Source organism: Martinezella rhizogenes (assembly GCF_007002745.1).
Classification (GTDB): Bacteria; Pseudomonadota; Alphaproteobacteria; order Rhizobiales; family Rhizobiaceae; genus Agrobacterium; species Agrobacterium cucumeris.
In genome coordinates this window covers 188,092-206,615 of the sequence record NZ_SGNY01000010.1, presented here as the reverse complement: position 1 = coordinate 206,615, position 18,524 = coordinate 188,092, and the positions used below count along the sequence as shown (strand labels likewise).

Annotated in this window: 22 protein-coding genes; 8 read left to right on the top strand and 14 right to left on the bottom strand. The window is 59.3% G+C overall.

What is annotated here, in order from left to right:
- The first annotated feature begins 243 nt into the window (after positions 1 to 243).
- The gene (locus EXN68_RS23735) at positions 244 to 1,476 is read left to right on the top strand and encodes a M24 family metallopeptidase (RefSeq protein ID WP_142843226.1); all 1,233 of its coding nucleotides are present in this window, start codon (positions 244 to 246) and stop codon (positions 1,474 to 1,476) included.
- 22 nt (positions 1,477 to 1,498) lie between these two features.
- On the opposite strand, the gene EXN68_RS23730 is transcribed toward EXN68_RS23735, so the two are convergent.
- The 3 genes from EXN68_RS23730 to EXN68_RS23720 form a co-directional block, all read right to left on the bottom strand.
- Positions 1,499 to 1,816 carry a cupin domain-containing protein gene (locus EXN68_RS23730; protein ID WP_110760129.1) on the bottom strand — a complete coding sequence of 106 codons (318 nt, stop codon included), beginning with the start codon at positions 1,814 to 1,816 and terminating at the stop codon, positions 1,499 to 1,501.
- A 31-nt stretch (positions 1,817 to 1,847) separates the two neighbouring features.
- Positions 1,848 to 2,585 carry a FadR/GntR family transcriptional regulator gene (locus EXN68_RS23725; protein ID WP_142843225.1) on the bottom strand — a complete coding sequence of 246 codons (738 nt, stop codon included), beginning with the start codon at positions 2,583 to 2,585 and terminating at the stop codon, positions 1,848 to 1,850.
- 89 nt (positions 2,586 to 2,674) lie between these two features.
- Entirely contained in the window at positions 2,675 to 3,472 is a 798-nt protein-coding gene (locus tag EXN68_RS23720) for an NAD-dependent epimerase/dehydratase family protein (protein ID WP_142843224.1), read from the bottom strand.
- 137 nt (positions 3,473 to 3,609) lie between these two features.
- On the opposite strand from EXN68_RS23720, the gene kduI reads away from it, so the two are divergent.
- The 6 genes from kduI to EXN68_RS23690 all read left to right on the top strand — a co-directional run bounded on the left by kduI (position 3,610) and on the right by EXN68_RS23690 (position 9,430).
- A complete protein-coding gene (gene kduI, locus EXN68_RS23715) occupies positions 3,610 to 4,434 on the top strand; it encodes a 5-dehydro-4-deoxy-D-glucuronate isomerase (protein WP_065116534.1) in 825 nt (274 codons plus the stop codon).
- Positions 4,431 to 5,174 (top strand): 2-dehydro-3-deoxy-D-gluconate 5-dehydrogenase KduD, encoded by a 744-nt coding sequence (gene kduD / locus EXN68_RS23710; RefSeq protein WP_142843223.1) that lies wholly within the window; start codon positions 4,431 to 4,433, stop codon positions 5,172 to 5,174. The genes kduI and kduD overlap by 4 nt, the downstream gene beginning before the upstream one ends.
- Before the next feature lie 114 nt (positions 5,175 to 5,288).
- On the top strand, positions 5,289 to 6,200 hold the full coding sequence (gene kdgD, locus EXN68_RS23705) for a 5-dehydro-4-deoxyglucarate dehydratase (RefSeq protein ID WP_046800501.1): 912 nt from the start codon (positions 5,289 to 5,291) through the stop codon (positions 6,198 to 6,200).
- A 24-nt stretch (positions 6,201 to 6,224) separates the two neighbouring features.
- Entirely contained in the window at positions 6,225 to 7,361 is a 1,137-nt protein-coding gene (locus EXN68_RS23700) for a D-galactarolactone cycloisomerase (RefSeq protein ID WP_142843222.1), read from the top strand.
- Positions 7,358 to 8,236 carry an amidohydrolase family protein gene (locus EXN68_RS23695; protein ID WP_142843221.1) on the top strand — a complete coding sequence of 293 codons (879 nt, stop codon included), beginning with the start codon at positions 7,358 to 7,360 and terminating at the stop codon, positions 8,234 to 8,236. Before EXN68_RS23700 ends, EXN68_RS23695 begins: the two co-directional genes overlap by 4 nt.
- A gap of 99 nt (positions 8,237 to 8,335) precedes the next feature.
- A complete protein-coding gene (locus EXN68_RS23690; RefSeq protein ID WP_142843220.1) occupies positions 8,336 to 9,430 on the top strand; it encodes a glycoside hydrolase family 88/105 protein in 1,095 nt (364 codons plus the stop codon).
- A 49-nt stretch (positions 9,431 to 9,479) separates the two neighbouring features.
- Here EXN68_RS23690 and EXN68_RS23685 read toward each other — a convergent pair whose 3' ends face one another.
- The 4 genes from EXN68_RS23685 to EXN68_RS23670 form a co-directional block, all read right to left on the bottom strand.
- A complete protein-coding gene (locus EXN68_RS23685; RefSeq protein WP_237681468.1) occupies positions 9,480 to 11,984 on the bottom strand; it encodes a TonB-dependent receptor in 2,505 nt (834 codons plus the stop codon).
- A gap of 91 nt (positions 11,985 to 12,075) precedes the next feature.
- Positions 12,076 to 13,026 carry a FecR family protein gene (locus EXN68_RS23680; RefSeq protein ID WP_161991468.1) on the bottom strand — a complete coding sequence of 317 codons (951 nt, stop codon included), beginning with the start codon at positions 13,024 to 13,026 and terminating at the stop codon, positions 12,076 to 12,078.
- Positions 13,023 to 13,547, bottom strand: a complete 525-nt coding sequence (locus tag EXN68_RS23675) for an RNA polymerase sigma factor (RefSeq protein ID WP_046800404.1) — start codon at positions 13,545 to 13,547, stop codon at positions 13,023 to 13,025. The genes EXN68_RS23680 and EXN68_RS23675 overlap by 4 nt, the downstream gene beginning before the upstream one ends.
- Positions 13,548 to 13,825: 278 nt before the next feature.
- A complete protein-coding gene (locus EXN68_RS23670) occupies positions 13,826 to 14,062 on the bottom strand; it encodes an acyl carrier protein (protein WP_046800405.1) in 237 nt (78 codons plus the stop codon).
- 312 nt (positions 14,063 to 14,374) lie between these two features.
- On the opposite strand from EXN68_RS23670, the gene EXN68_RS23665 reads away from it, so the two are divergent.
- Positions 14,375 to 15,484 (top strand): acyltransferase family protein, encoded by a 1,110-nt coding sequence (locus EXN68_RS23665; protein ID WP_142843218.1) that lies wholly within the window; start codon positions 14,375 to 14,377, stop codon positions 15,482 to 15,484.
- Between the two features lie 371 nt (positions 15,485 to 15,855).
- Here EXN68_RS23665 and EXN68_RS23660 read toward each other — a convergent pair whose 3' ends face one another.
- From EXN68_RS23660 to EXN68_RS23635, 7 genes are all read right to left on the bottom strand, one after another.
- Positions 15,856 to 16,143, bottom strand: a complete 288-nt coding sequence (locus EXN68_RS23660; RefSeq protein ID WP_142843217.1) for a hypothetical protein — start codon at positions 16,141 to 16,143, stop codon at positions 15,856 to 15,858.
- 598 nt (positions 16,144 to 16,741) lie between these two features.
- Entirely contained in the window at positions 16,742 to 16,879 is a 138-nt protein-coding gene (locus tag EXN68_RS27720; protein ID WP_167379179.1) for a hypothetical protein, read from the bottom strand.
- 87 nt (positions 16,880 to 16,966) lie between these two features.
- Entirely contained in the window at positions 16,967 to 17,239 is a 273-nt protein-coding gene (locus EXN68_RS23655) for a hypothetical protein (RefSeq protein ID WP_142843216.1), read from the bottom strand.
- Positions 17,240 to 17,385: 146 nt separating this feature from the next.
- Positions 17,386 to 17,601, bottom strand: a complete 216-nt coding sequence (locus EXN68_RS23650; RefSeq protein ID WP_142843215.1) for a hypothetical protein — start codon at positions 17,599 to 17,601, stop codon at positions 17,386 to 17,388.
- A 34-nt stretch (positions 17,602 to 17,635) separates the two neighbouring features.
- The gene (rpsU, locus tag EXN68_RS23645) at positions 17,636 to 17,872 is read right to left on the bottom strand and encodes a 30S ribosomal protein S21 (RefSeq protein WP_046800410.1); all 237 of its coding nucleotides are present in this window, start codon (positions 17,870 to 17,872) and stop codon (positions 17,636 to 17,638) included.
- A gap of 28 nt (positions 17,873 to 17,900) precedes the next feature.
- Entirely contained in the window at positions 17,901 to 18,188 is a 288-nt protein-coding gene (locus tag EXN68_RS23640; protein ID WP_142843214.1) for a cold-shock protein, read from the bottom strand.
- Between the two features lie 103 nt (positions 18,189 to 18,291).
- On the bottom strand, positions 18,292 to 18,501 hold the full coding sequence (locus EXN68_RS23635) for a cold-shock protein (protein WP_046800412.1): 210 nt from the start codon (positions 18,499 to 18,501) through the stop codon (positions 18,292 to 18,294).
- Positions 18,502 to 18,524 lie beyond the last annotated feature (23 nt).

Here is an 18,524-nt window from a genome sequence, read left to right as displayed (position 1 = left end):
GGTGGCCCGAAGGGTCGGATGAGGGGGCAACGTTGCCGGATTACGGCGAGCTCGCCCCCTCATCCCGCTGCCGCGGACTTCTCCCCGGCGGGGAGAAGAACAAGGGGCATCCGCTCGGTCCCACTGACGATTCTCAGGATGTAGATGTCATCTTCCATCTTCTTTCCTCTTCCGGTGACTGCTAAAGCTTAGGTTCATAAACCTGCCGCGAAACACCGCAGCCAAACAATCACCGGGGTTCCCATGAGCGATATCGATCGAAGCCGTGCGCAGCAGCTGATGCGGGATGCGGAGATTGATGCGCTGGTGCTGTTCCAGCCCGAAGCCTTCCGTTATGCGGTCGGCGCGCACGCCGGCGTGGCGACGATGTGGGGCAGGGCGGGTTCTGCGATTGCGCTGGTGCCTGCCGATGCCGGGGCGGGGCTTGCCGCTGTTGTCAGCGATCATGCCGCGCCGATCATCAGAAGGGCTGCCCCGGATGTCGATCTGCGCTGCCATCGCATCTGGATCGACATGGTCGATCTGTCGGGTGCCGAAAATATCGCGCAGGTGGACGAGGCATATCGCCGCAACGCTTCCGGCGGGCCGAGGCCGGAGACGTTTGATCGCGCCGGCTGCTTTACCCTGCTCTCTGATCTGCTGCGGGAGCGCGGGCTGTCTTCGGCGCGTCTGGGTGCCGACCTTGAATTCATGCCCACAGCTGATTTTTTCGCGTTGCGTCAGGCCCTTCCCGATGTGAACTGGGTGGACGGTTCGACGGTGCTGAAACGCCTGCGCGCGGTGAAATCCGAACGCGAGATCAAACTTCTCAGGCAGGCGGCAGCCGCCGCTGAGGCAGGGTTGGTCGAGATGGCGGCCGCCGTCCGACCGGGAGCAGCCCTTGGTCAACTCTCAGCAGCCTGGAAATCCGGCGCGCAGGCACATGCCGCGAAATCCGGTTTTTCGCTGAGTGGGCAGTGGGACTATATTTCCGTCGGTCCGGCCCTGTCGGATATGACGGCAGCGGTCACACCGGGCGCGCTTATCAAGGCCGATGTCGGCACGCTGGTCGACGGTTACTCGTCCGATGGCGCAAGAACTTTTTCGTGGGGACCAGTCTCGGCTCTTGCTGCCGATATTTTCAAGGCGCTGGAGGCAGCCTTCGCCTGCGGGCTGGAAGCGATCCGCCCCGGCAACAGCTTTGGCGCGGTGCACGCGGCCATGCTGGCCTCGATGCGCAGGCAAGGTTTCGGCGAATATTATCGCGGTCATTTCGGCCATTCCGTCGGCGGCGGCGTGGGTATCGAGGAATGGCCGTTCTTTTCCCATGACAATCCGGAAATCATCCTTCCCGGCATGGTGGTCGCACTCGAAGCGCCTTTTTATGGCGAAGGGCTGGGGGCGCTGATGATCGAGGATCAGTTCCTCGTCACATCGTCAGGTGCGGAGTGCATGAACAGCCTGTCACGCACTCTCAGGGATCTGTCACGGCAGTGACGGCCTGCCGCCGTTCCTGCCTTTAGAGAAAGTCGTCGCGACGTGGGGTGAAGCAGTCGATCAGTTCACCCTCTTCCAGACACAGGCAGCCATGTTCGATATGGCCGGGAACGACGAGGCTGTCGCCTTTCTGCAGGTCATAGGCCTCACCATCGCGGTAAAAGCGGAAGCTGCCGCTGGCGACATAGGTGGACTGCACATGCGGATGGCTGTGCAGCTTGCCTTCTGCGCCGGTCTTGAACCGGAAGGACACGACCATCAGCTCCGGTGCTTCGGAAAGCACGGTGCGTTCCACGCCGTCATCGGGTGAAACGGTGGGGAATTTGGGAAGCTGCTGCATGTCGTTCTCCTCTGTCTTGCAATATTGATTTTCAGCGCGGCGCACGCAGCATGGCGCGATAACGCGTCTGGCTGCTTTTCAGGTGGTTGCGCATGGCGCTGCGCGCCGCATCCTCGTTGCCATCCTGTATGGCGATCAGGATCGCTTCATGCTCGCCGACGAGACGGCTGAGATCGGCGGGTGAAAGCACGGTTTCTGCGCCATTATCAGCCACGGCGCGGCGCGGGATGACGGTTGGGCCAAGCACCTGCAGAAACTCGCTGAAGCGCGGATTGTTGGTCGCTTCGGCCACGGCGAGATGAAAGGCAAAATCGGCCTCGGCCGTCGGAATGCCCCTGGCGGCGCTGGCGCGGAAAGCGTCGAAGGCCTCGATGATCTTTTCTTCCTGCGCCGGTGAGCGGCGAATGGCGGCAAGGCCGGCGGCATCGCCTTCCACGGCGGTGCGCAATTCCAGCATCTCGATCAGCGACGAGACGCGGGCGAGATCGATATTGTGGAAAGGCCGCCGCTCGGTGGGCGCGGGCTCCAGCACGAAGACGCCAGCGCCCTGACGCGGCTCCACTAGACCGTCGGAGCGCAGCGAGGCAATCGCCTCGCGCACCACGGTGCGGCTCACGCCGAATTCCTGCGTCAGCTGCGCTTCCGATGGCAGGCGGTCACCCGTCTTGTAACGGCCCTTGGCGATCTGGCTGCGGAGTTCCTCCGAAACCTTCACCACAAGCGTTCTGCCCTGTGGAGCTGCCGGTTCGGAGGTTGTCGCTTTTGTCATCTGTGTCGCCGTTCTAAAAAGGGTGCGGGGTTGCGTCCGGATGTCCTCGATACGTTATTCGCGGCCCGGCTTGCAATCCCGCTGATCACTCAGCTTTGTTTGAAGATCGGGTTGTCGACAAACGTGCCGCCCTGGAACCGCACCAACGCATCCTTCGGGTCCGGCTTCGGTGTGGTCTCGGTAATATGCTGTCGGAAGGCCTCGGCATTGTCCTTCGGTTTCCAGCCCAGGAAGCCGAGATGCGAGTTGTCCCACCAGCCGGCTTCATTGGCCGACGCCCCCCAGACAACCGGGCAGCCGAGCACTGGTGCCCGAAACACCGCCTCGATCAGCGACACGAAATCATCATATGAAAACCAGGTGGACAACATGCGGTAATTATTGGGCACCGGCGTGCAGGAGCCGATGCGCACCAGCGCCGTCTCCTGTCCGAATTTATCGAAATACATGCGGGCGAGGTTCTCGCCGAAACATTTGGAGACGCCGTAAAGCCCGTCCGGACGCACCGGAACGTCGGGGCCGAGCCGCTCGGTCTGGGGATAATAACCGATCGTATGGTTGGAGCTGGCAAAGACGATCCGCGGCTGGCCATGGGCGCGGGCGGCCTCGTAGAGATTATAAAGCCCGATGATGTTGCCCTGAAGGATCTGCTCGAAGGGCTTCTCCACCGATATGCCACCCAGATGAACGATGCCGTCGCAACCCGCAACCATCGCATTCACGGCATCCGCATCGGCAAGGTCGCATTGCACGCATTCCTCGTTCGGACCGGCCGCATCGAGCGGGGAGAGATCGGCAAGACGCAATATCTCGGCCATCGGTGCGAGACGTTCACGCATGACGCGGCCAAGCTGGCCCGCCGCACCGGTAACAAGAAGCCGTTTCATTGCCATTCTCCCTCAGCTTTGCCGTCTCCGACGCAGTCGAGATATGGCGGCGCCTCTTGACCTTGTCATACAGATCGTACAAAAAGCGGATAACATATATTATGTGCCATACGCAACAATCATGAAGGATGAGTTTGATGTTGACCGTCGAAACAAGGCAGGCCGTGAACCCGGAATATGCAAAAACGCTGGATACCGAAGGGCTCCGCCGGCATTTCCTCGCCAACGACATGTTCCGTTCCGGTGAAATCAGGCTGATATACACCCATTACGATCGGTTCGTCATGGGTGGCGCGGTGCCTGATGGTGCGCCGCTGACGCTGGATAAGGTGGAAGAAACCAAGACGCCGTCCTTCCTCGATCGTCGCGAAATGGGCATCGTCAATATCGGCGAGAGCGGCACCGTCAGCGCCGGCGGGCAGACCTACACGCTCAATCGCGGCGATGTGCTTTATCTCGGTGCGGGCAGCGGTGCTGTCACCTTTGACGGCGCTGGCCGGTTCTACATCACTTCCTGCCCGGCGCATCGCAGCCTGCCGGCCAAGCTCGTCACGCTTGCCAACAGCAAGGAAGTCAAGCTCGGCGCGACGGAAACCTCCAACAAGCGCACCATCAACCAGTTCATCCACCCGCTGGTCATGGAAAGCTGCCAGCTGGTGCTGGGTTATACGATGCTGGAGGACGGCTCGGTCTGGAACACGATTCCCTCGCATATTCACGACCGCCGCATGGAGGCCTATCTCTATTTCGGCATGGATGAGAAGTCGCGTGTGCTACATCTGATGGGTGAGCCGCAGGAGACCCGCCATCTGTTCATTTCCAACGAAGAAGGCGCCATTTCGCCGCCCTGGTCCATCCATTCCGGCGCCGGCATCGGCTCTTACACCTTCATCTGGGCGATGGCTGGCGACAATGTCGATTACACCGACATGGACTTCATCCAGCCGGGGGATCTGAAATGAGAAACCCCTTTTCGCTTGAAGGGCGCAAGGCGCTTGTGACGGGCGCAAATACCGGCCTTGGCCAGGCGATTGCTGTTGGTCTTGCCGCCGCTGGCGCAGAGGTGGTCTGCGCCGCCCGCCGCGCACCGGATGAAACGCTTGATATCATCGCAAAAGAAGGCGGCAAGGCGAGCGCACTGCTCATCGATTTCGCCGATCCGCTGGCGGCGAAGGACAGTTTTGCTGACGCCGGTTTCGATATTCTCGTCAACAATGCCGGCATCATCCGCCGCGCCGATTCCGTCGAGTTTTCCGAACTCGACTGGGATGAGGTGATGGACGTCAATCTGAAAGCGCTGTTTTTCACCACGCAGGCTTTCGCCAAAGAGCTGCTGGCGAAAGGCCGCTCCGGCAAGGTGGTCAATATCGCCTCGCTTCTGTCGTTTCAGGGTGGCATCCGCGTGCCGTCCTACACAGCGGCGAAACATGGCGTTGCCGGTCTCACCAAGCTTCTGGCCAATGAGTGGGCCGCCAGGGGCATCAATGTGAATGCCATTGCCCCCGGTTATATCGAAACCAACAATACCGAGGCGCTGCGTGCGGATGCCGCCCGCAACAAGGCCATTCTCGAGCGCATTCCGGCAGGTCGCTGGGGGCACTCGCAGGATATTGCCGGCGCGGCGGTATTTCTGGCGTCGCCGGCGGCGGATTACGTGCATGGCGCCATTCTCAATGTCGATGGCGGCTGGCTGGCGCGTTAATCTGTGGCAGATTTTCGAAATTCATCATACAAGATGTATGATGAGTTGTTGACAAAGGTGCGGCAAGCGGCTTAGGTGGCTTTCAGTCAGTGAACTTGCAGAGGAATTTCGATGATGAACCCTGAACAAATCAAGACGGCGCTCGGCTCCGGTCTGTTGTCCTTCCCGGTCACCCATTTCGATGCCGAGGGTCGTTTTGCGGCCGATAGCTACAGGGCGCATGTCGAATGGCTCGCCGGCTATAAAGCCCCGGTGCTGTTTGCCGCCGGCGGTACTGGCGAGTTCTTCTCGCTGAAGCCGGATGAAATCCCCACCATCGTTTCCGCCGCCAAGGAAGTGGCCGGCGAAACCGCCATCGTTTCCGGCTGTGGTTACGGCACCGAGATCGCCGTCGACATTGCCCGCTCGGTCGAAAAGGTCGGTGCTGATGGTATCCTGCTTCTGCCGCATTATCTCATTGATGCGCCGCAGGAAGGCCTTTACGCCCATATCAAGAAGGTGTGTCAGTCGGTCGGCATCGGCGTCATGGTTTATAATCGCGACAATTCCGTGCTGCAGGCCGATACGCTGGCGCGCCTTTGTGACGAGTGCCCGAACCTTGTCGGTTTCAAGGATGGCACCGGCGATATCGGCCTCGTGCGCCAGATCACCGCCAAGATGGGCGACCGCCTGATGTATCTCGGCGGCATGCCGACGGCGGAACTGTTTGCCGAAGCCTATCTCGGCGCCGGTTTCACCACTTATTCCTCGGCCGTCTTCAACTTCGTACCTGGCCTTGCCAACGAGTTCTATGCGGCGCTGCGTGCCGGCGAACGCGCCACCTGCGAACGCATCCTAACGGATTTCTTCTATCCGTTCATGGCGATCCGCAACCGCGCCAAGGGTTATGCCGTCTCCGCCGTCAAGGCCGGTGTGCGCCTGCAGGGCTTCAACGCCGGGCCGGTGCGTGCGCCGCTGAAAGACCTGACCAATGAGGAAATCGGCATGCTCGAAGCCCTGATCGGCACGCACAAGCGTAAAGCCTGATCACGGCATAACGGGAGGGGAGCCATGAAAATCACTGCGGTGCGCACGCATCTGCTCGAACACCGGCTGGACACGCCGTTTGAAAGCGCTTCCATGCGCTTTGATCGTCGCGCCCATATTCTGGTGGAGATCGAATGCGATGACGGAACGGTCGGCTGGGGCGAATGCCTCGGCCCGGCCAGACCGAACGCCGCCGTGGTTCAGGCTTACGCCGGCTGGCTTATCGGCCAGGACCCGCGCCAGACCGAAAAGCTCTGGGCCGTGCTTTATAATGCCCTGCGCGATCAGGGCCAGCGCGGCCTCAGTCTTACTGCCTTGTCTGGTATCGATATCGCGCTCTGGGATATCAAGGGCAAGCATTACGGCGCTTCAATCTCCTTGCTGCTTGGCGGGCGCTGGCGCGAAAGCGTGCGCGCCTATGCCACCGGCAGCTTCAAGCGCGATGGTGTCGACCGCGTGTCCGATAATGCATCCGAGATGGCGCAGCGGCGGGCGGAGGGCTTTCACGCCTGCAAGATCAAGATCGGCTTCGGCATTGAAGAAGACCTCAGGGTCATCGCCGCCGTGCGCGATGCCATCGGGCCGGATATGCGGCTGATGATCGACGCCAATCACGGTTATACCATCACTGAAGCCATTATGCTCGGCAACCGCGCTGCCGACTATGGCATCGACTGGTTCGAAGAGCCTGTTGTTCCCGAACAGCTTGATGCCTATGCCCGCGTGCGGGCCGGCCAGCCGATCCCGGTTGCGGGCGGTGAGACCTGGCATGGGCGTTACGGCATGTGGCAGGCGCTTTCCGCCGGAGCCGTGGATATTCTCCAGCCCGATCTCTGCGGTTGCGGTGGTTTTTCCGAAACGCAGAAGATCGCCACGCTTGCCACGTTACATGGCGTGCGCATCGTGCCGCATGTCTGGGGCACGGGCGTGCAGATCGCCGCCGCGCTGCAATTCATGGCGGCGATGACGCCAGATCCCGTTCGCGTCAATCCGATAGAGCCGGTCATGGAATTTGACCGCACCTATAATCCGTTCCGGCAGGCGGTTCTGAGCAAGCCGATCGAGGCGGTCAATGGCGTTGTCGCCATTCCCGATGGTCCGGGTCTCGGCATCGAAATAAACCGGGATGCCCTTGTCGAATTCAGGATGCCGGACGCATGAGTGAGCTTGAACGCCAGCTGACGGGTGAAGCGCCGAGCCCTGCTTTTCCGAGGGGTGCCGTCGATACGCAGATGCATCTTTATCTGCCGGGTTATCCCGCCTTACCGGGCGGGCCGGGCCTGCCGCCGGGCTCGCTTCCCGGTCCCGCCGACTACCGAAAGCTGATGCAATGGCTCGGTATCGACCGGGTCATCATCACCCAGGGCAATGCCCACCAGCGCGACAATGCCAATACGCTTGCCTGCGTTGCTGAAATCGGCGAAGCGGCCCGCGCGGTTGTCATCATTGATGCGAAAACCACCGAAAAGGACATGGAAAGCCTCACCGCTGCCGGTACCGTCGGGGCGCGTATCATGGACCTGCCGGGCGGTGCGGTGAACCTGTCCGAGCTGGAAGCGGTCGATGAGCGGGCGCACGCCGCCGACTGGATGGTGGCGGTGCAGTTTGATGGCAATACGCTGCTCGATCACCTGCCGCGTCTTGAGAAAATCCGCTCGCGCTGGGTGTTCGATCATCACGGCAAGTTCTTCAAGGGCATCAAGACCGACGGCCCGGAGATGGCGGCGCTCCTGAAGCTCATCGACCGTGGCAATCTCTGGTTCAAGTTCGCCGGTGTCTATGAAAGTTCGCGCGACAGCTGGCCCTATGAAGACGTCGCCGCCTTTTCGCGGGTGATTGCGGCCCATGCGCCGGAACGCATCGTCTGGGGCACCAATTGGCCGCATAATTCCATCAGGGAGACCGCAGCCTACCCCGATGATGCAAGGCTTGCGGAACTGGTTCTTGGCTGGTTGCCGGATGACGCTGCGCGTCAACGCGCTTTGGTGGATAATCCTGAGGCGCTGTTCAAGCTGCCACCATCAGCTGCGGCATAATTTCAGTCGAGACGATGGGGCAGGGCAAACCCATCATCGCTGACTGAAGGGTCTTGGCATGTCGGGCTGGCAGGCGTTGCAATCTTGTTGAGGAAACTCATGAAAGCCACTGATTATTTTGATCAATTCTCAAAACGGTACCGGCACTACAAGGGTGGCAGCTGGTGTTATGAGGATGGATGTATCTATCGGGGGCTGCAGCTTCTGTTTCAGGCGAACGGAGACCGGCGCTGGAGCGAACATCTTCATCGTCTGGCTGATGCGCAGATATCGGCCGATGGAGTGCTTACCGGTTACGCGCCGGAGGAATATAATATCGATCATGTTCTCGCCGGGCGCGTCCTCTTTCCGCTGGCGGCGGAAACGGGTGAGGCGCGTTATCTGGCCGCCGCAGAACATCTGGCGGGCCAGCTCCACAGCCATCCGCGCATCAAGGCGGGTAATTATTGGCACAAGAAGCGTTATCCGCATCAGGTCTGGCTGGATGGGCTCTATATGGGGCTGCCTTTCCAGATCGAATATGCGCAGGCGACTGGTCGCGCTGAACTGATCGACGATGCACTTCGGCAATTCACAACCGCGCTTGCGCTGACAGCGGATGCCGGCGGGCTTTATGTCCATGGCTATGATGAAAGCCGCGACCAGCGCTGGGCCGATCCCGCAAGCGGCAAATCGCCAGCCATCTGGGCGCGTGCGGTGGGCTGGCTTGCCATGGCGCTGGTGGATGCGCTGGTCATCCTGCCGGATGATGACAGCACGGCGCAGCTTCGGGAAAAGACGCGTCTGCTTCTGGCGGGACTTGTTGCACGGCAGACGCCAAAAGGTTTGTGGATGCAGGTGCTCGATAATCCGGCCCTTGCCGGCAATTACGAGGAAACCTCCGCCTCGGCCATGTTCGCTTACGCCTTGCTGCGGGCGAGCCGGTTGCGGCTCTTATCAGGTAAAGAGGCGGATGTTGCCCGCGCGGCTGGCCGTCGGGCGCTTGATGCATTGCTGGAAACGCGGCTCAAGGCTGATGAAGAGGGTGTCGTCCGCCTAACCGGCATCGTCCATGTTGCCGGGCTTGGCGGCTTCGAGGGCAATTATCGCGATGGCTCCCCGGATTATTACCTGACCGAGCCGGTTGTCTCCGATGACGCCAAAGGCATCGGGCCGTTGATGATGGCCTATGCCGAAAGTCTTCAACTAAAGTGATGAATGGGGGAAGGGCGGAAATGGTTTCCGCCCCTTTGGTTTTCCGGGTTCAGAATTTGCGGCTGATCGACAGCTTGAAATTTCGGCCCGGCTGGGCGGCGATGCCATCGCTGAGATAGGGGAAGTAATATTTGTCGAACAGGTTTTCGACTGCGGCATGCACTTCCAGCCCGGCCAACATGCCTTCCTTCGGTGTCCAGTCGATAGCGATGCCGTGCACGGCGTAACCCAGGCTTTCGGGCCGTGCGTAGAAATATCCAGTACCCTGGTTGACGGGCGTGCGCTCCTGATGGGCGACGAACTGGCCGTTCCAGCTGAGCGCCAGATCCCAGTCCGGCAGCTTGTAACCCAGTTGAAGGTTGGCGGTCAGCGGCGACAGGTCGTTCATATAGGTATCTGGACCATAGACATCGTTGATCGCGCCGTTGCGGGAACCGTTCATCCAGGAAACCCCGAGATTTCCGAAGATGTAATCGGAATCATAGCTCGCCGAGACATCGAGGCCGTAAATCTTGTAGGACGGTGTGTTCCAGTAGAAGGGCACATTCTTGACGCGGGCAAGGTTGGCGCTGCCGAACCGCCGGGTGATGGGATTGGTGACGTTGTTGTAAAAGCCGCCGATCGAAGCCGTCAGGCTGTCGCCGTTCTGGAACACGTCATCGAAACGCTGGGAAACACCCAGATTGAAGTTGTTGTTGCGCTCGACCTTCAGGTTACGCGAAGTTCCCGACGCCGTGGTTGCCAGGCTCTGGCTTGAATAGAGTTCGTCAATGACCGGCGCGCGCATGGCATAGGCCCAGTCGGCAAAGAAGGTGGTGCCGGGCACCGCTTCCCAGCGCATGCTGAGAGCCGGCGTCGCGCCGCTGTGAGACACGGCAGAATAATCGTGACCGGCGGCCGGTGTGTTATAACGCGGCGCGGCATTGGGCACGCCTTGCGAGCGGATATGGTCGAACCTGATGCCCGGTGTCACCTTGAACGTGTCGGTCAGGCTGATCTCGTCGCGGAAGAAGGCAGCGATGGTTTCCTGCTTGCCTTCCGGCTTGATCCATGAGGCATAACGGCCGTAATTATATTGGGCGCTGGTGCGGTTGGCGATGTCGTACATCCATGAGTCCCGCTCATGGCGCATATATTGCACGCCATAATTGGCGACATGGGACACGCCGCCGAGCTCGAAATTGGAGGTGTTTTCCGCCTCCAGCTTGAAGTCGGTATATTTCGTGTCGTCCTGCATGCCGCCGAGCGAGCCTGTCGGAACGAAACCCGGAATGGCCGGACGGGTCATGTCGAGGCTGGTGGCGGAAAAGCTCGCCATCGCCTTGAAATTCACAAGGTCGCTGTCACCGTCATAGGAATATTTCAGCGTCGAGGAAAAATCCTCCATGTCGCGCCAGGCCAGTGCTCTCAGCCGCGCGAGATCATAACCATAGGTCTTGATGGAATAGGCCGTCAGACCGAGATCACCGCGATTGGCGGCAAGCGGGCCGTAATCGCCAGATTTGCCGTAGATGACCGAAGCGCGCAGCTCGTGGCCGTCATAGGCGGCACCGGCATTGGCGGAGAAAGAGGTGATCTTGTCGTTGGACGCGTCATAGACCTGACCGCCGCCGACGCGCATATTGTCGCTCTTGCGCCAGATGATCGAGGCAAGCCCGTCATAGGTCACGGGGCCGCCGAAATCGGATTTGCCGTAGATCGCCGCCGATCCGAGCTTCTGCTTGTTGGCCGACTGGAAGCTGGTCTTGCCCCATGCGCCGAAGCTCTGGCCCGGTTTCAGCATGTCGGAAGCCGTCTTGCTTTCCATTATGACGGTGCCGCCGAAGCCGCCATTGCCATAACGGACGGATGTCGCGCCTTTCTGGATTTCCACGCGCTTGAGCAGTTCCGGATCGATGAAGACGGTACCCTGGTCGTAACGCTCGAAATTCTTCGGTGCGCCATCCAGCAGCAGCCGCACGTCGGACTGCCGGGCAAAGCCGCGAATGGAGGTGGACTGCCCTTGCGAGCGCACGCCGCCGCTGGCGCTGACACCCGGGGTTTTCTGAAGAAGTTGCGGCAGGGAGTTGGATTGTGCGGCCTCGATGGCGGCCTGATCGATCTCGACCACGCTTGGGGCATCGCCGTTGAAGACACGTCCGCCCTTGAGTGTAATCGGCTGAAGCACGGTGCTTTCACCGCCTTCGGAGGCGGTGGCGGAACGGTTGGCCATTTCCATGCGGACGGTTTTTTCGCCGATGAACTGGTAACGAATGCCGGTTCCCGAAAGCAGCCGCTCCAGCGCCTCGGCCGGCGTCATGGTTCCCGATACGGAAGCGCTTTTCAGACCCCTGGCAACGGAGGCGTCATAGACCATTTGCAGGCCGGACTGGCTGGCGAGACGATTGAGCGCGGTCGCCATGTTGCCGGCGGGCAGGTTGATTGCCACCTTCTGGGTTTGCTGCGCTAAGACCTGTGCGGGAATAGCCGCCATGGCCGCACTGGCAAGTAAAAGGGAAAATAATGATGCGCGGGCGCGTGTCCTGTGGCGGAAAGCGGGTTCTGGTCTGGTCATTTCGGGCACCTCTCCGGGGCGGCAGATATTGTTCTGCTCCACGAACGAATGGACCCGTTTTTTAAGGACACCCCCGGCGAAAAAATTTCACTCAATAAAGAACCGTCAGATAAGGGCCGGCTTTGATGAGGCGGATTTCCAGCGCGGCGGCCAGATCCGCAAGAGCGGCATTCGGGTTGGAAAGGTCGAAATTGCCCGACAGCCGCTTTTGCCGCAGGCCCTCCCGCGTCACGACGATGCGGCCGGGAAGATAACGCTCGAAGGTTTCCGCCACTTCGGCAAGCGGCCTGTCTTCGAAGATGAAGCGGCCGTTGCGCCAGGCGGCGACGGAGGAGGGATCGACCGTTTCAATGCTGCCAAGCTGGCCGTTGGGCGAATAATCGACGCGCTGGTTTTCATGAACCCGGCCATTCTGGCCCTGCTTGCCGGTTTCCACCTGCACGCTGTGTTCCAGCACCGTCACGCTCGTCGCTTCGTTGCGCATATCGACATCGAAGGCTGTCCCGAGCGCTGTTGTCGTGCCGCCTGCCGCCTCGACTGAAAAAGGCCGTGCCGCATCGGGGGCGACTTCAACGAAAATTTCCCCGCGCAGCAGCACAACGCGCCGCGCCTCTTTCGAGAAACGCAGTGCAATCGCGGAATGGGCATTCAGGGTGATGGTCGAGCCATCCGGCGCGGTAACGACCTGTCGCTCCGCCGTGCCGGACATATGGTCGGAACGCAGACGCATGGGCATGTCGGTAAGGTAAAAGGCGGAAAGCAGCGAGACGCCGGCAATGGCTGCCGCCGCCGCTTTGGCTTTGCCGCCGCCGCGCCGGCGCGTTGCCTTTGCCAGAAACGCCTGATCACCCGCCAGAAGGGCGCCGGCGTCGCCCATAAGACATCGGACACGCTCATAAGCCTTTGCATGTCGTTCATCCCCGGCGATCCAGGCATCGAAATGCGCGGCGAGCATAAGATCGTCCGGGCTTTCCCGCCGTTGCAGGAACCAGTCGACGGCCTCCTCGCGCAACGTCGAGGCGCTTTTTGCCGATCCTGTCACAGCGTTTCCTCCAGGCACTCCAGGCAATGCAGATAAGCCTTGCGCAGATGACGATCGACCATGTTTTTGCTGATGCCGCTTCGCGCGGCGATATCGACCGAATTCAGGTTGCCGATGCTGCTGGCAAGGAAGACCTGCCGGCGCTGTAGCGACATGGACATGACGGCGCGGCGCAGCACTTTCAGGCGATGTTCCCGGTCGGCGAGGCTATCGGCATCATTAACCGGCTGTGGCGCGGCAAGCGCTTCCTCCATGCTGCCGGAAAACAGCCTGCGCTCGAATTGTTCGCGGCGGCGGCGGTCGATGCCGAGATTGGCGCAGGCGCGCACCAGAAAGGCGCGGATGAGCGAGGTATTTTCGGGAAGACGGGGTTTGCCGGTCAGCCGCACGTAAAGATCGTGGACGATCTCCTGCGAAATGGCAGTCGTGTGTCCGCGCCGGTTCATGGCCTTGCACAGCTCCTCATAATAGAGCTGTACGGCATCATCGATAAGTGCGCGGGACGTGGGCTTGCTCCACATGAGGCGGGTTCCCGGTCGGAAGGATTGAGCGATCCCGGGCTGCATAGGTGAAAAATCACCCCGTGGCAATAAACATGACTAATTTTATCATATATCTTTTGCGCCCAACGAAAGATACGCCGGGAGGATGACGCCCGGCCGTCTTTCTAGCCGTCGCTCTGGTGAATATTACGGTCTGGCACAGGTCGCGCCGCCTGCGTCGAAACCCGATCCGTTGCGGCGCTGTTAGCGGCGGGTAAACCCGCCGCTGCCGGGCAGGCCCAAAATCAAGCCTTAAATCAAGCCTTGTTTTTTTCGATGAAGCGGATGGCATCACCCACGGTCAGGATCGTGTTTGCGGCGGAATCGGGAATTTCCACGCCGAATTCCTCTTCGATTTCCATGACGACCTGAACGACTTCGAGGGAATCAGCACCGAGATCGTCAGCAAAATTGGCGTCATCGACGACCGTGGCGGGGTCTACGCCCAGCTGGTCCACGATGATTTTTCTGATACGGTCTGCAATGCTGGACATAATGGGACTCCGCGAAAGTTGCCTGTCTCCGATCCGCCCGATCCCAATTTGCGCCCGGGGTATCCCTCACAAAAATCGAAGCCGGTTTTCGCGGGGCGTGATGCGCAAAGTCAAAGGGGCAAAGCATCGATGACATCCGGACGTAGCATGCCTTTCACGTCTGCGGAAGAGTGTCGGCCAAGGGGAAGTGTTTCATAATATTGAGCGGTGTATGCTGCGTTAAACAGTTTGTGACTGGAAGCGATGAGCCGCTGCGCGGTAAACCTCGTTTTTGCGGAATAATATCGTTCAGCCCCACCGAGCCCCAATATCATGGTCCAATCATCCCCGGAACGCTTCATATTGCTCGACGGCATAAGGGGTGTGGCTGCCCTCTTCATCGTTCACCGTCATGCCGAGCAGCTTTTCGGAAAAAGCACGGCGTCGAGCTATCTCGCGGTGGATCTGTTCTTTGCCTTGAGCGGTTTCGTGCTGGCGCATGCCTATAGCAGGAAGTTGCTCGAGGGGGCGATTTCCCCCGGCTTTTTCATGAAGGCGCGCTTTGCCCGTCTTTATCCGCTTTACGGCCTGGCGCTGGCCCTGATGGCTGCGTACTTCATCTGTCTTTATGTGCTGGGCCTGCCAACGCCGATCGATGATCTTCATCGGCATATCGAGCCGGGCGAGCTGGCTTTCGCTCTGGTCACGGGGCTTCTCTTTCTGCCGGCTCCCTTCACGCTCACCCTCAACGGCGCGTTGTTTCTCGTCAGCCCGGCATGGTCGCTGTTCAACGAGCTGGTGGTGAATGTGTTTTATGCCCGCTGGGGCGTGCGGGCGACGGCGAAACAGACGGCTGCGGTGCTGGCCGTCAGCGCCATTGTGCTGATGGTGGCCGCCGCTGAGTTTGGCCGCTTGCATGCGGGTTTTCGCTGGCATGAGATGTATGCCGGCATGGGACGGGTATTTTTCTCGTTTTTCATCGGCGTGCTGATTTATCGTTACCGCAACCGCGTGCCGCAGCTGCGGCCGGTACAGGCTGTTCTTTGTCTTCTGCTGGTCTGCTTCATCCTCGCCGTGCCGATGACGCGGGAGCTTCGACCGTTTTTCGATCTTATGGTCGTGCTGCTCATCTGGCCGCTGTTATTGTTCGTCGCAAGCCAGACGGTTCCGGGCCGCAGGACGGCAGTGGTGTCGGCGTTTCTGGGCACGGCGTCCTATGCGGTGTATGTCCTGCATATTCCGCTTCTGGCCTGGACGGAGCTTCTGATACCCACGGTTGACGGGACGAACATGGCTTTGCCGGTCGGCATCGTTTTCCTGGTCGGGACGACCTGCCTGTCATGGTGGCTGACGGTGCATTATGATCAGCCGGTTCAGAAATGGCTGAAGAACCGCCTGAAGAAAGCCGGACAAAATCAGCCAGACGGTTTGATCGGACGTTAAATTTGCGTGGTTTCAGTAATGCGCAAAGATCGGAGCCGTCAGCACGAAAGCCGCGACGAGGCTGATGATCGTCAGTTTCGCCGCTCGCATACGCCGCATCCTGCGGCCGCTCCAGTCATACGTCATACTCCACCCTCCACGCAGACGCAAAACTTGCCGATATGAAACCTGGCCAGGACATTCCGCAAGCCAGTCGCGGTTCTGCAATGTCCGATGCTGCAAATTCCATACGGGAAGCGTCCCGTGTTGCGCGTGAACGCATGCAGGACGCTCCATTTCAGTCTTGCCTGATATAAGGTATTTGCCAAGCCGTTATTTTCATCGGTGATTTTGAAGGTTGCCCTTCATGCAACGCACGAGGGGCATTTCCATCATCGATAAAGCGGCGGCAGGCCCTGGATCGCGTAACGCGGCAGCGGCTTCCAGGCCTTCACGCGTTCATGTTTGTGAGCGCCGAACAGAAAAAGCATTTCGCCCGAAAGATCGTCCGGGTCGGTCAACCCGTCCTGAAACAGCTGGATCACCTTGCGGGCCGCATTGTTGTAAAGAAGAGCCTCATCATCGACGAGGTGGTGGTCATAACCCAGGCCTTCGAGCACCGATTGAAGCATTTTCAGGTCTTGTGATGAAATGATGCAATTGTCGCAAGTGGAAGACATGACGTCCTCCTTTCTGTGGAGTACACAAAGCCGGAGCGTCACGCGTCCTTCCGGACGCCATGCAAGGACGCTTCAACGTTTTGAACGACGGGCGATACCAAGCAAAACCATTTCCGGTGTCCCGGCCGATGCCGCCGTGCATGTCGTTTAAAAAATTACGAAAAGTCCTGTCGGTCAACGACATGCGCAGGACGGGGGCTTTGGGACGGCATATCAGCCTGACGGCGGTAACGCCCATAAATTACCGATGGGGAATCGTGCGCCCTTTGGGGCTGATAGGCAAGTTAATTCGGCCGCCGATCGCACGTTCGGAGATATTTGTAATCTGCGGCATCTGTCATCCGCAGCATTGCAGGCAACAAAAAAGGCCGGGGCAATATTGCACCGACCTTCCTCATATCGCTTTCAACACCAGTGCCAGTACATCCGTGGTCAAAAGTCTAAAGCGACTAAAACAACTGCGAACGACAATTTCATTCGCGCTCACCAGCAGTTGCCATATGAGCTATATAGATGGGCAATGTGGCCAAAACAAGTCCGGTAATTAAAAGGATGTCTTACCCTCTATAATTTGCCGGCAGCCACGTGAGGCGCCCCGTTATTTCTTCTTGCCGTCCGCCGTCGTGGCGTTTGCGAACTTGACCTGCGAACCGGTCGGCGCTGCGGCTGCAGCCTTGGTCTTGTCCTTCTTCGGTTTGCGGACTTCCTTATTGCTGCGCAATTGACCCTTGGCCATGGTGTTCTCCTCATGTTGAAGCAGTATCTGATGTGACGCTTGAGCATCGTCGCTCAAGGCGGGCAGGGGTGGGAAGCGGTTTCACCGTCAGGACAAGGATGGTCCCGGCAGTGACTGTTTCCCGAAGGACAGGGTCGGTTTGGACAGGCGGATGCGGCCCGCTGGAACGCTTCTCTTCGACACGTCGGTCTGGACGCCGAAATCCGGAAAGGCTGCAAAATAAGCGTCGCGATCCTGGCGGATGGCCGTTTCTTCGGCTGCGTTCAAAAGCAGGCGCAGCGACGCATTTTCCCGATACCCCGCGCCGCCGGTGCGGACGAGGTTGCGTGAAAGACTTGGTGAATAAAACTCGGAAGACATTACGTCCTCCTTTCGCTTGGGGCGAGGACTGTCTGTCCTCAATCACCAGCGCCCTTCAACAGGTTGCTGACAGGCGAAAGGTGCGCCTGTTGCGTATAAGGTTCAAGAGGTTTTTCGAGAAGACGACGGCAAAATGCGCAACGGCGCTATTTTTTACCGGATGGCCTTTTGACAGGTGGGTGCGGAGTGGCGGCGGTTGCCGCCTCCTGCGCTTCGCGAAGCTGGCGAAGCCGTTCCGTCTTGCGCGTACGCTGGTCGGATTCGGCAGTGATAATCTGTCTTGCCGCCTTGTCCGTCATCGAGGCCTTATCCTGAGAGGACAGTTTTTCGGGTTTGAAAACAGCCTCTTTTGGTTCGGTCATGACGTTCTCCTTTGCGGGAAGGCAGGATTAGCAATTAGCGGGTGCGGGCAGCCTTTTTAGGAGCCGGCAGCAGTCCCTCGCGCTGCATCTTTTTTCTCGCCAGCTTGCGGTGGCGGCGAACGGCTTCGGCTTCTTCACGAACGCGCTTTGCCGACGGCTTTTCGTAAGCTTCACGAGCACGCATTTCGCGGAAAATACCCTCGCGCTGCATTCTCTTCTTCAAGACGCGAAGCGCTTGCTCGACATTGTTGTCTCTGACGATGACCTGCAAAATATCTCCTTAAAAGCAGCCGTCGCTGCTATTTTCTGACTTTGATCGTGCTCGAGTTGATCCAGCTGGATCCCGAAGCACGGGGTGCTAAACTTTCCGCATCCATTCCTCTCGATGAGGATGAAGCGGTATCGATTTCATCGGACGCAATGTTCCGTTCGAAGTTCTCGTTCTGAAAACGAACCCTGAAACGAACCAAACCCTGTGTTTCCGGCAGAACCATTGTGATCCGGCCAGGACCGCTGGGCTGATTGCTGCCAAGGACGCCCGCCTTGAGGACAATCGCATCGCCGGAGCGGTAAAGATTTTTGCGCATGAGAGCCTCCCATGGCCAAAAAAAGTAAAAGGCCGGGCTTAACCCGACCTCTCAGAATCATTACGCCCGCTGCCGTATTAACGCCAGCGGCGCGAATGACAAATCAGGCAGCGCGCAGATTGTCGGCGGAGCTTTTGCCCGAGCGACGGTCCTGAACGATGTCGTAGGTGACCTTCTGGCCGTCATTCAGCGAACGCAGACCTGCGCGCTCAACTGCGGAGATGTGAACGAAAACGTCCGTGCCGCCGTTGTCAGGCTGAATGAAGCCGAAGCCCTTGGTGGCGTTGAACCACTTTACAGTACCAGTGTTCATAACGATTTCCTTTCGTAGCAATC

Bases quoted from the DNA above. Each gene is read 5' to 3' on its own strand.
- kduD (WP_142843223.1), top strand. From the start codon at position 4,431: ATGAGAAACCCCTTTTCGCTTGAAGGGCGCAAGGCGCTTGTGACGGGC.
- kdgD (WP_046800501.1), top strand. From the start codon at position 5,289: ATGAACCCTGAACAAATCAAGACGGCGCTCGGCTCCGGTCTGTTGTCC.
- EXN68_RS23675 (WP_046800404.1), bottom strand. From the start codon at position 13,547: ATGTGGAGCAAGCCCACGTCCCGCGCACTTATCGATGATGCCGTACAG.
- EXN68_RS23655 (WP_142843216.1), bottom strand. From the start codon at position 17,239: ATGTCTTCCGAGTTTTATTCACCAAGTCTTTCACGCAACCTCGTCCGC.
- EXN68_RS23650 (WP_142843215.1), bottom strand. From the start codon at position 17,601: ATGACCGAACCAAAAGAGGCTGTTTTCAAACCCGAAAAACTGTCCTCT.
- kduI (WP_065116534.1), top strand. From the start codon at position 3,610: ATGTTGACCGTCGAAACAAGGCAGGCCGTGAACCCGGAATATGCAAAA.
- EXN68_RS27720 (WP_167379179.1), bottom strand. From the start codon at position 16,879: ATGGCCAAGGGTCAATTGCGCAGCAATAAGGAAGTCCGCAAACCGAAG.
- EXN68_RS23670 (WP_046800405.1), bottom strand. From the start codon at position 14,062: ATGTCCAGCATTGCAGACCGTATCAGAAAAATCATCGTGGACCAGCTG.
- EXN68_RS23695 (WP_142843221.1), top strand. From the start codon at position 7,358: ATGAGTGAGCTTGAACGCCAGCTGACGGGTGAAGCGCCGAGCCCTGCT.
- EXN68_RS23660 (WP_142843217.1), bottom strand. From the start codon at position 16,143: ATGTCTTCCACTTGCGACAATTGCATCATTTCATCACAAGACCTGAAA.
- EXN68_RS23720 (WP_142843224.1), bottom strand. From the start codon at position 3,472: ATGAAACGGCTTCTTGTTACCGGTGCGGCGGGCCAGCTTGGCCGCGTC.
- EXN68_RS23685 (WP_237681468.1), bottom strand. From the start codon at position 11,984: ATGACCAGACCAGAACCCGCTTTCCGCCACAGGACACGCGCCCGCGCA.
- EXN68_RS23640 (WP_142843214.1), bottom strand. From the start codon at position 18,188: ATGCGCAAAAATCTTTACCGCTCCGGCGATGCGATTGTCCTCAAGGCG.
- EXN68_RS23690 (WP_142843220.1), top strand. From the start codon at position 8,336: ATGAAAGCCACTGATTATTTTGATCAATTCTCAAAACGGTACCGGCAC.
- EXN68_RS23665 (WP_142843218.1), top strand. From the start codon at position 14,375: ATGGTCCAATCATCCCCGGAACGCTTCATATTGCTCGACGGCATAAGG.
- EXN68_RS23635 (WP_046800412.1), bottom strand. From the start codon at position 18,501: ATGAACACTGGTACTGTAAAGTGGTTCAACGCCACCAAGGGCTTCGGC.
- EXN68_RS23700 (WP_142843222.1), top strand. From the start codon at position 6,225: ATGAAAATCACTGCGGTGCGCACGCATCTGCTCGAACACCGGCTGGAC.
- EXN68_RS23730 (WP_110760129.1), bottom strand. From the start codon at position 1,816: ATGCAGCAGCTTCCCAAATTCCCCACCGTTTCACCCGATGACGGCGTG.
- EXN68_RS23725 (WP_142843225.1), bottom strand. From the start codon at position 2,585: ATGACAAAAGCGACAACCTCCGAACCGGCAGCTCCACAGGGCAGAACG.
- EXN68_RS23735 (WP_142843226.1), top strand. From the start codon at position 244: ATGAGCGATATCGATCGAAGCCGTGCGCAGCAGCTGATGCGGGATGCG.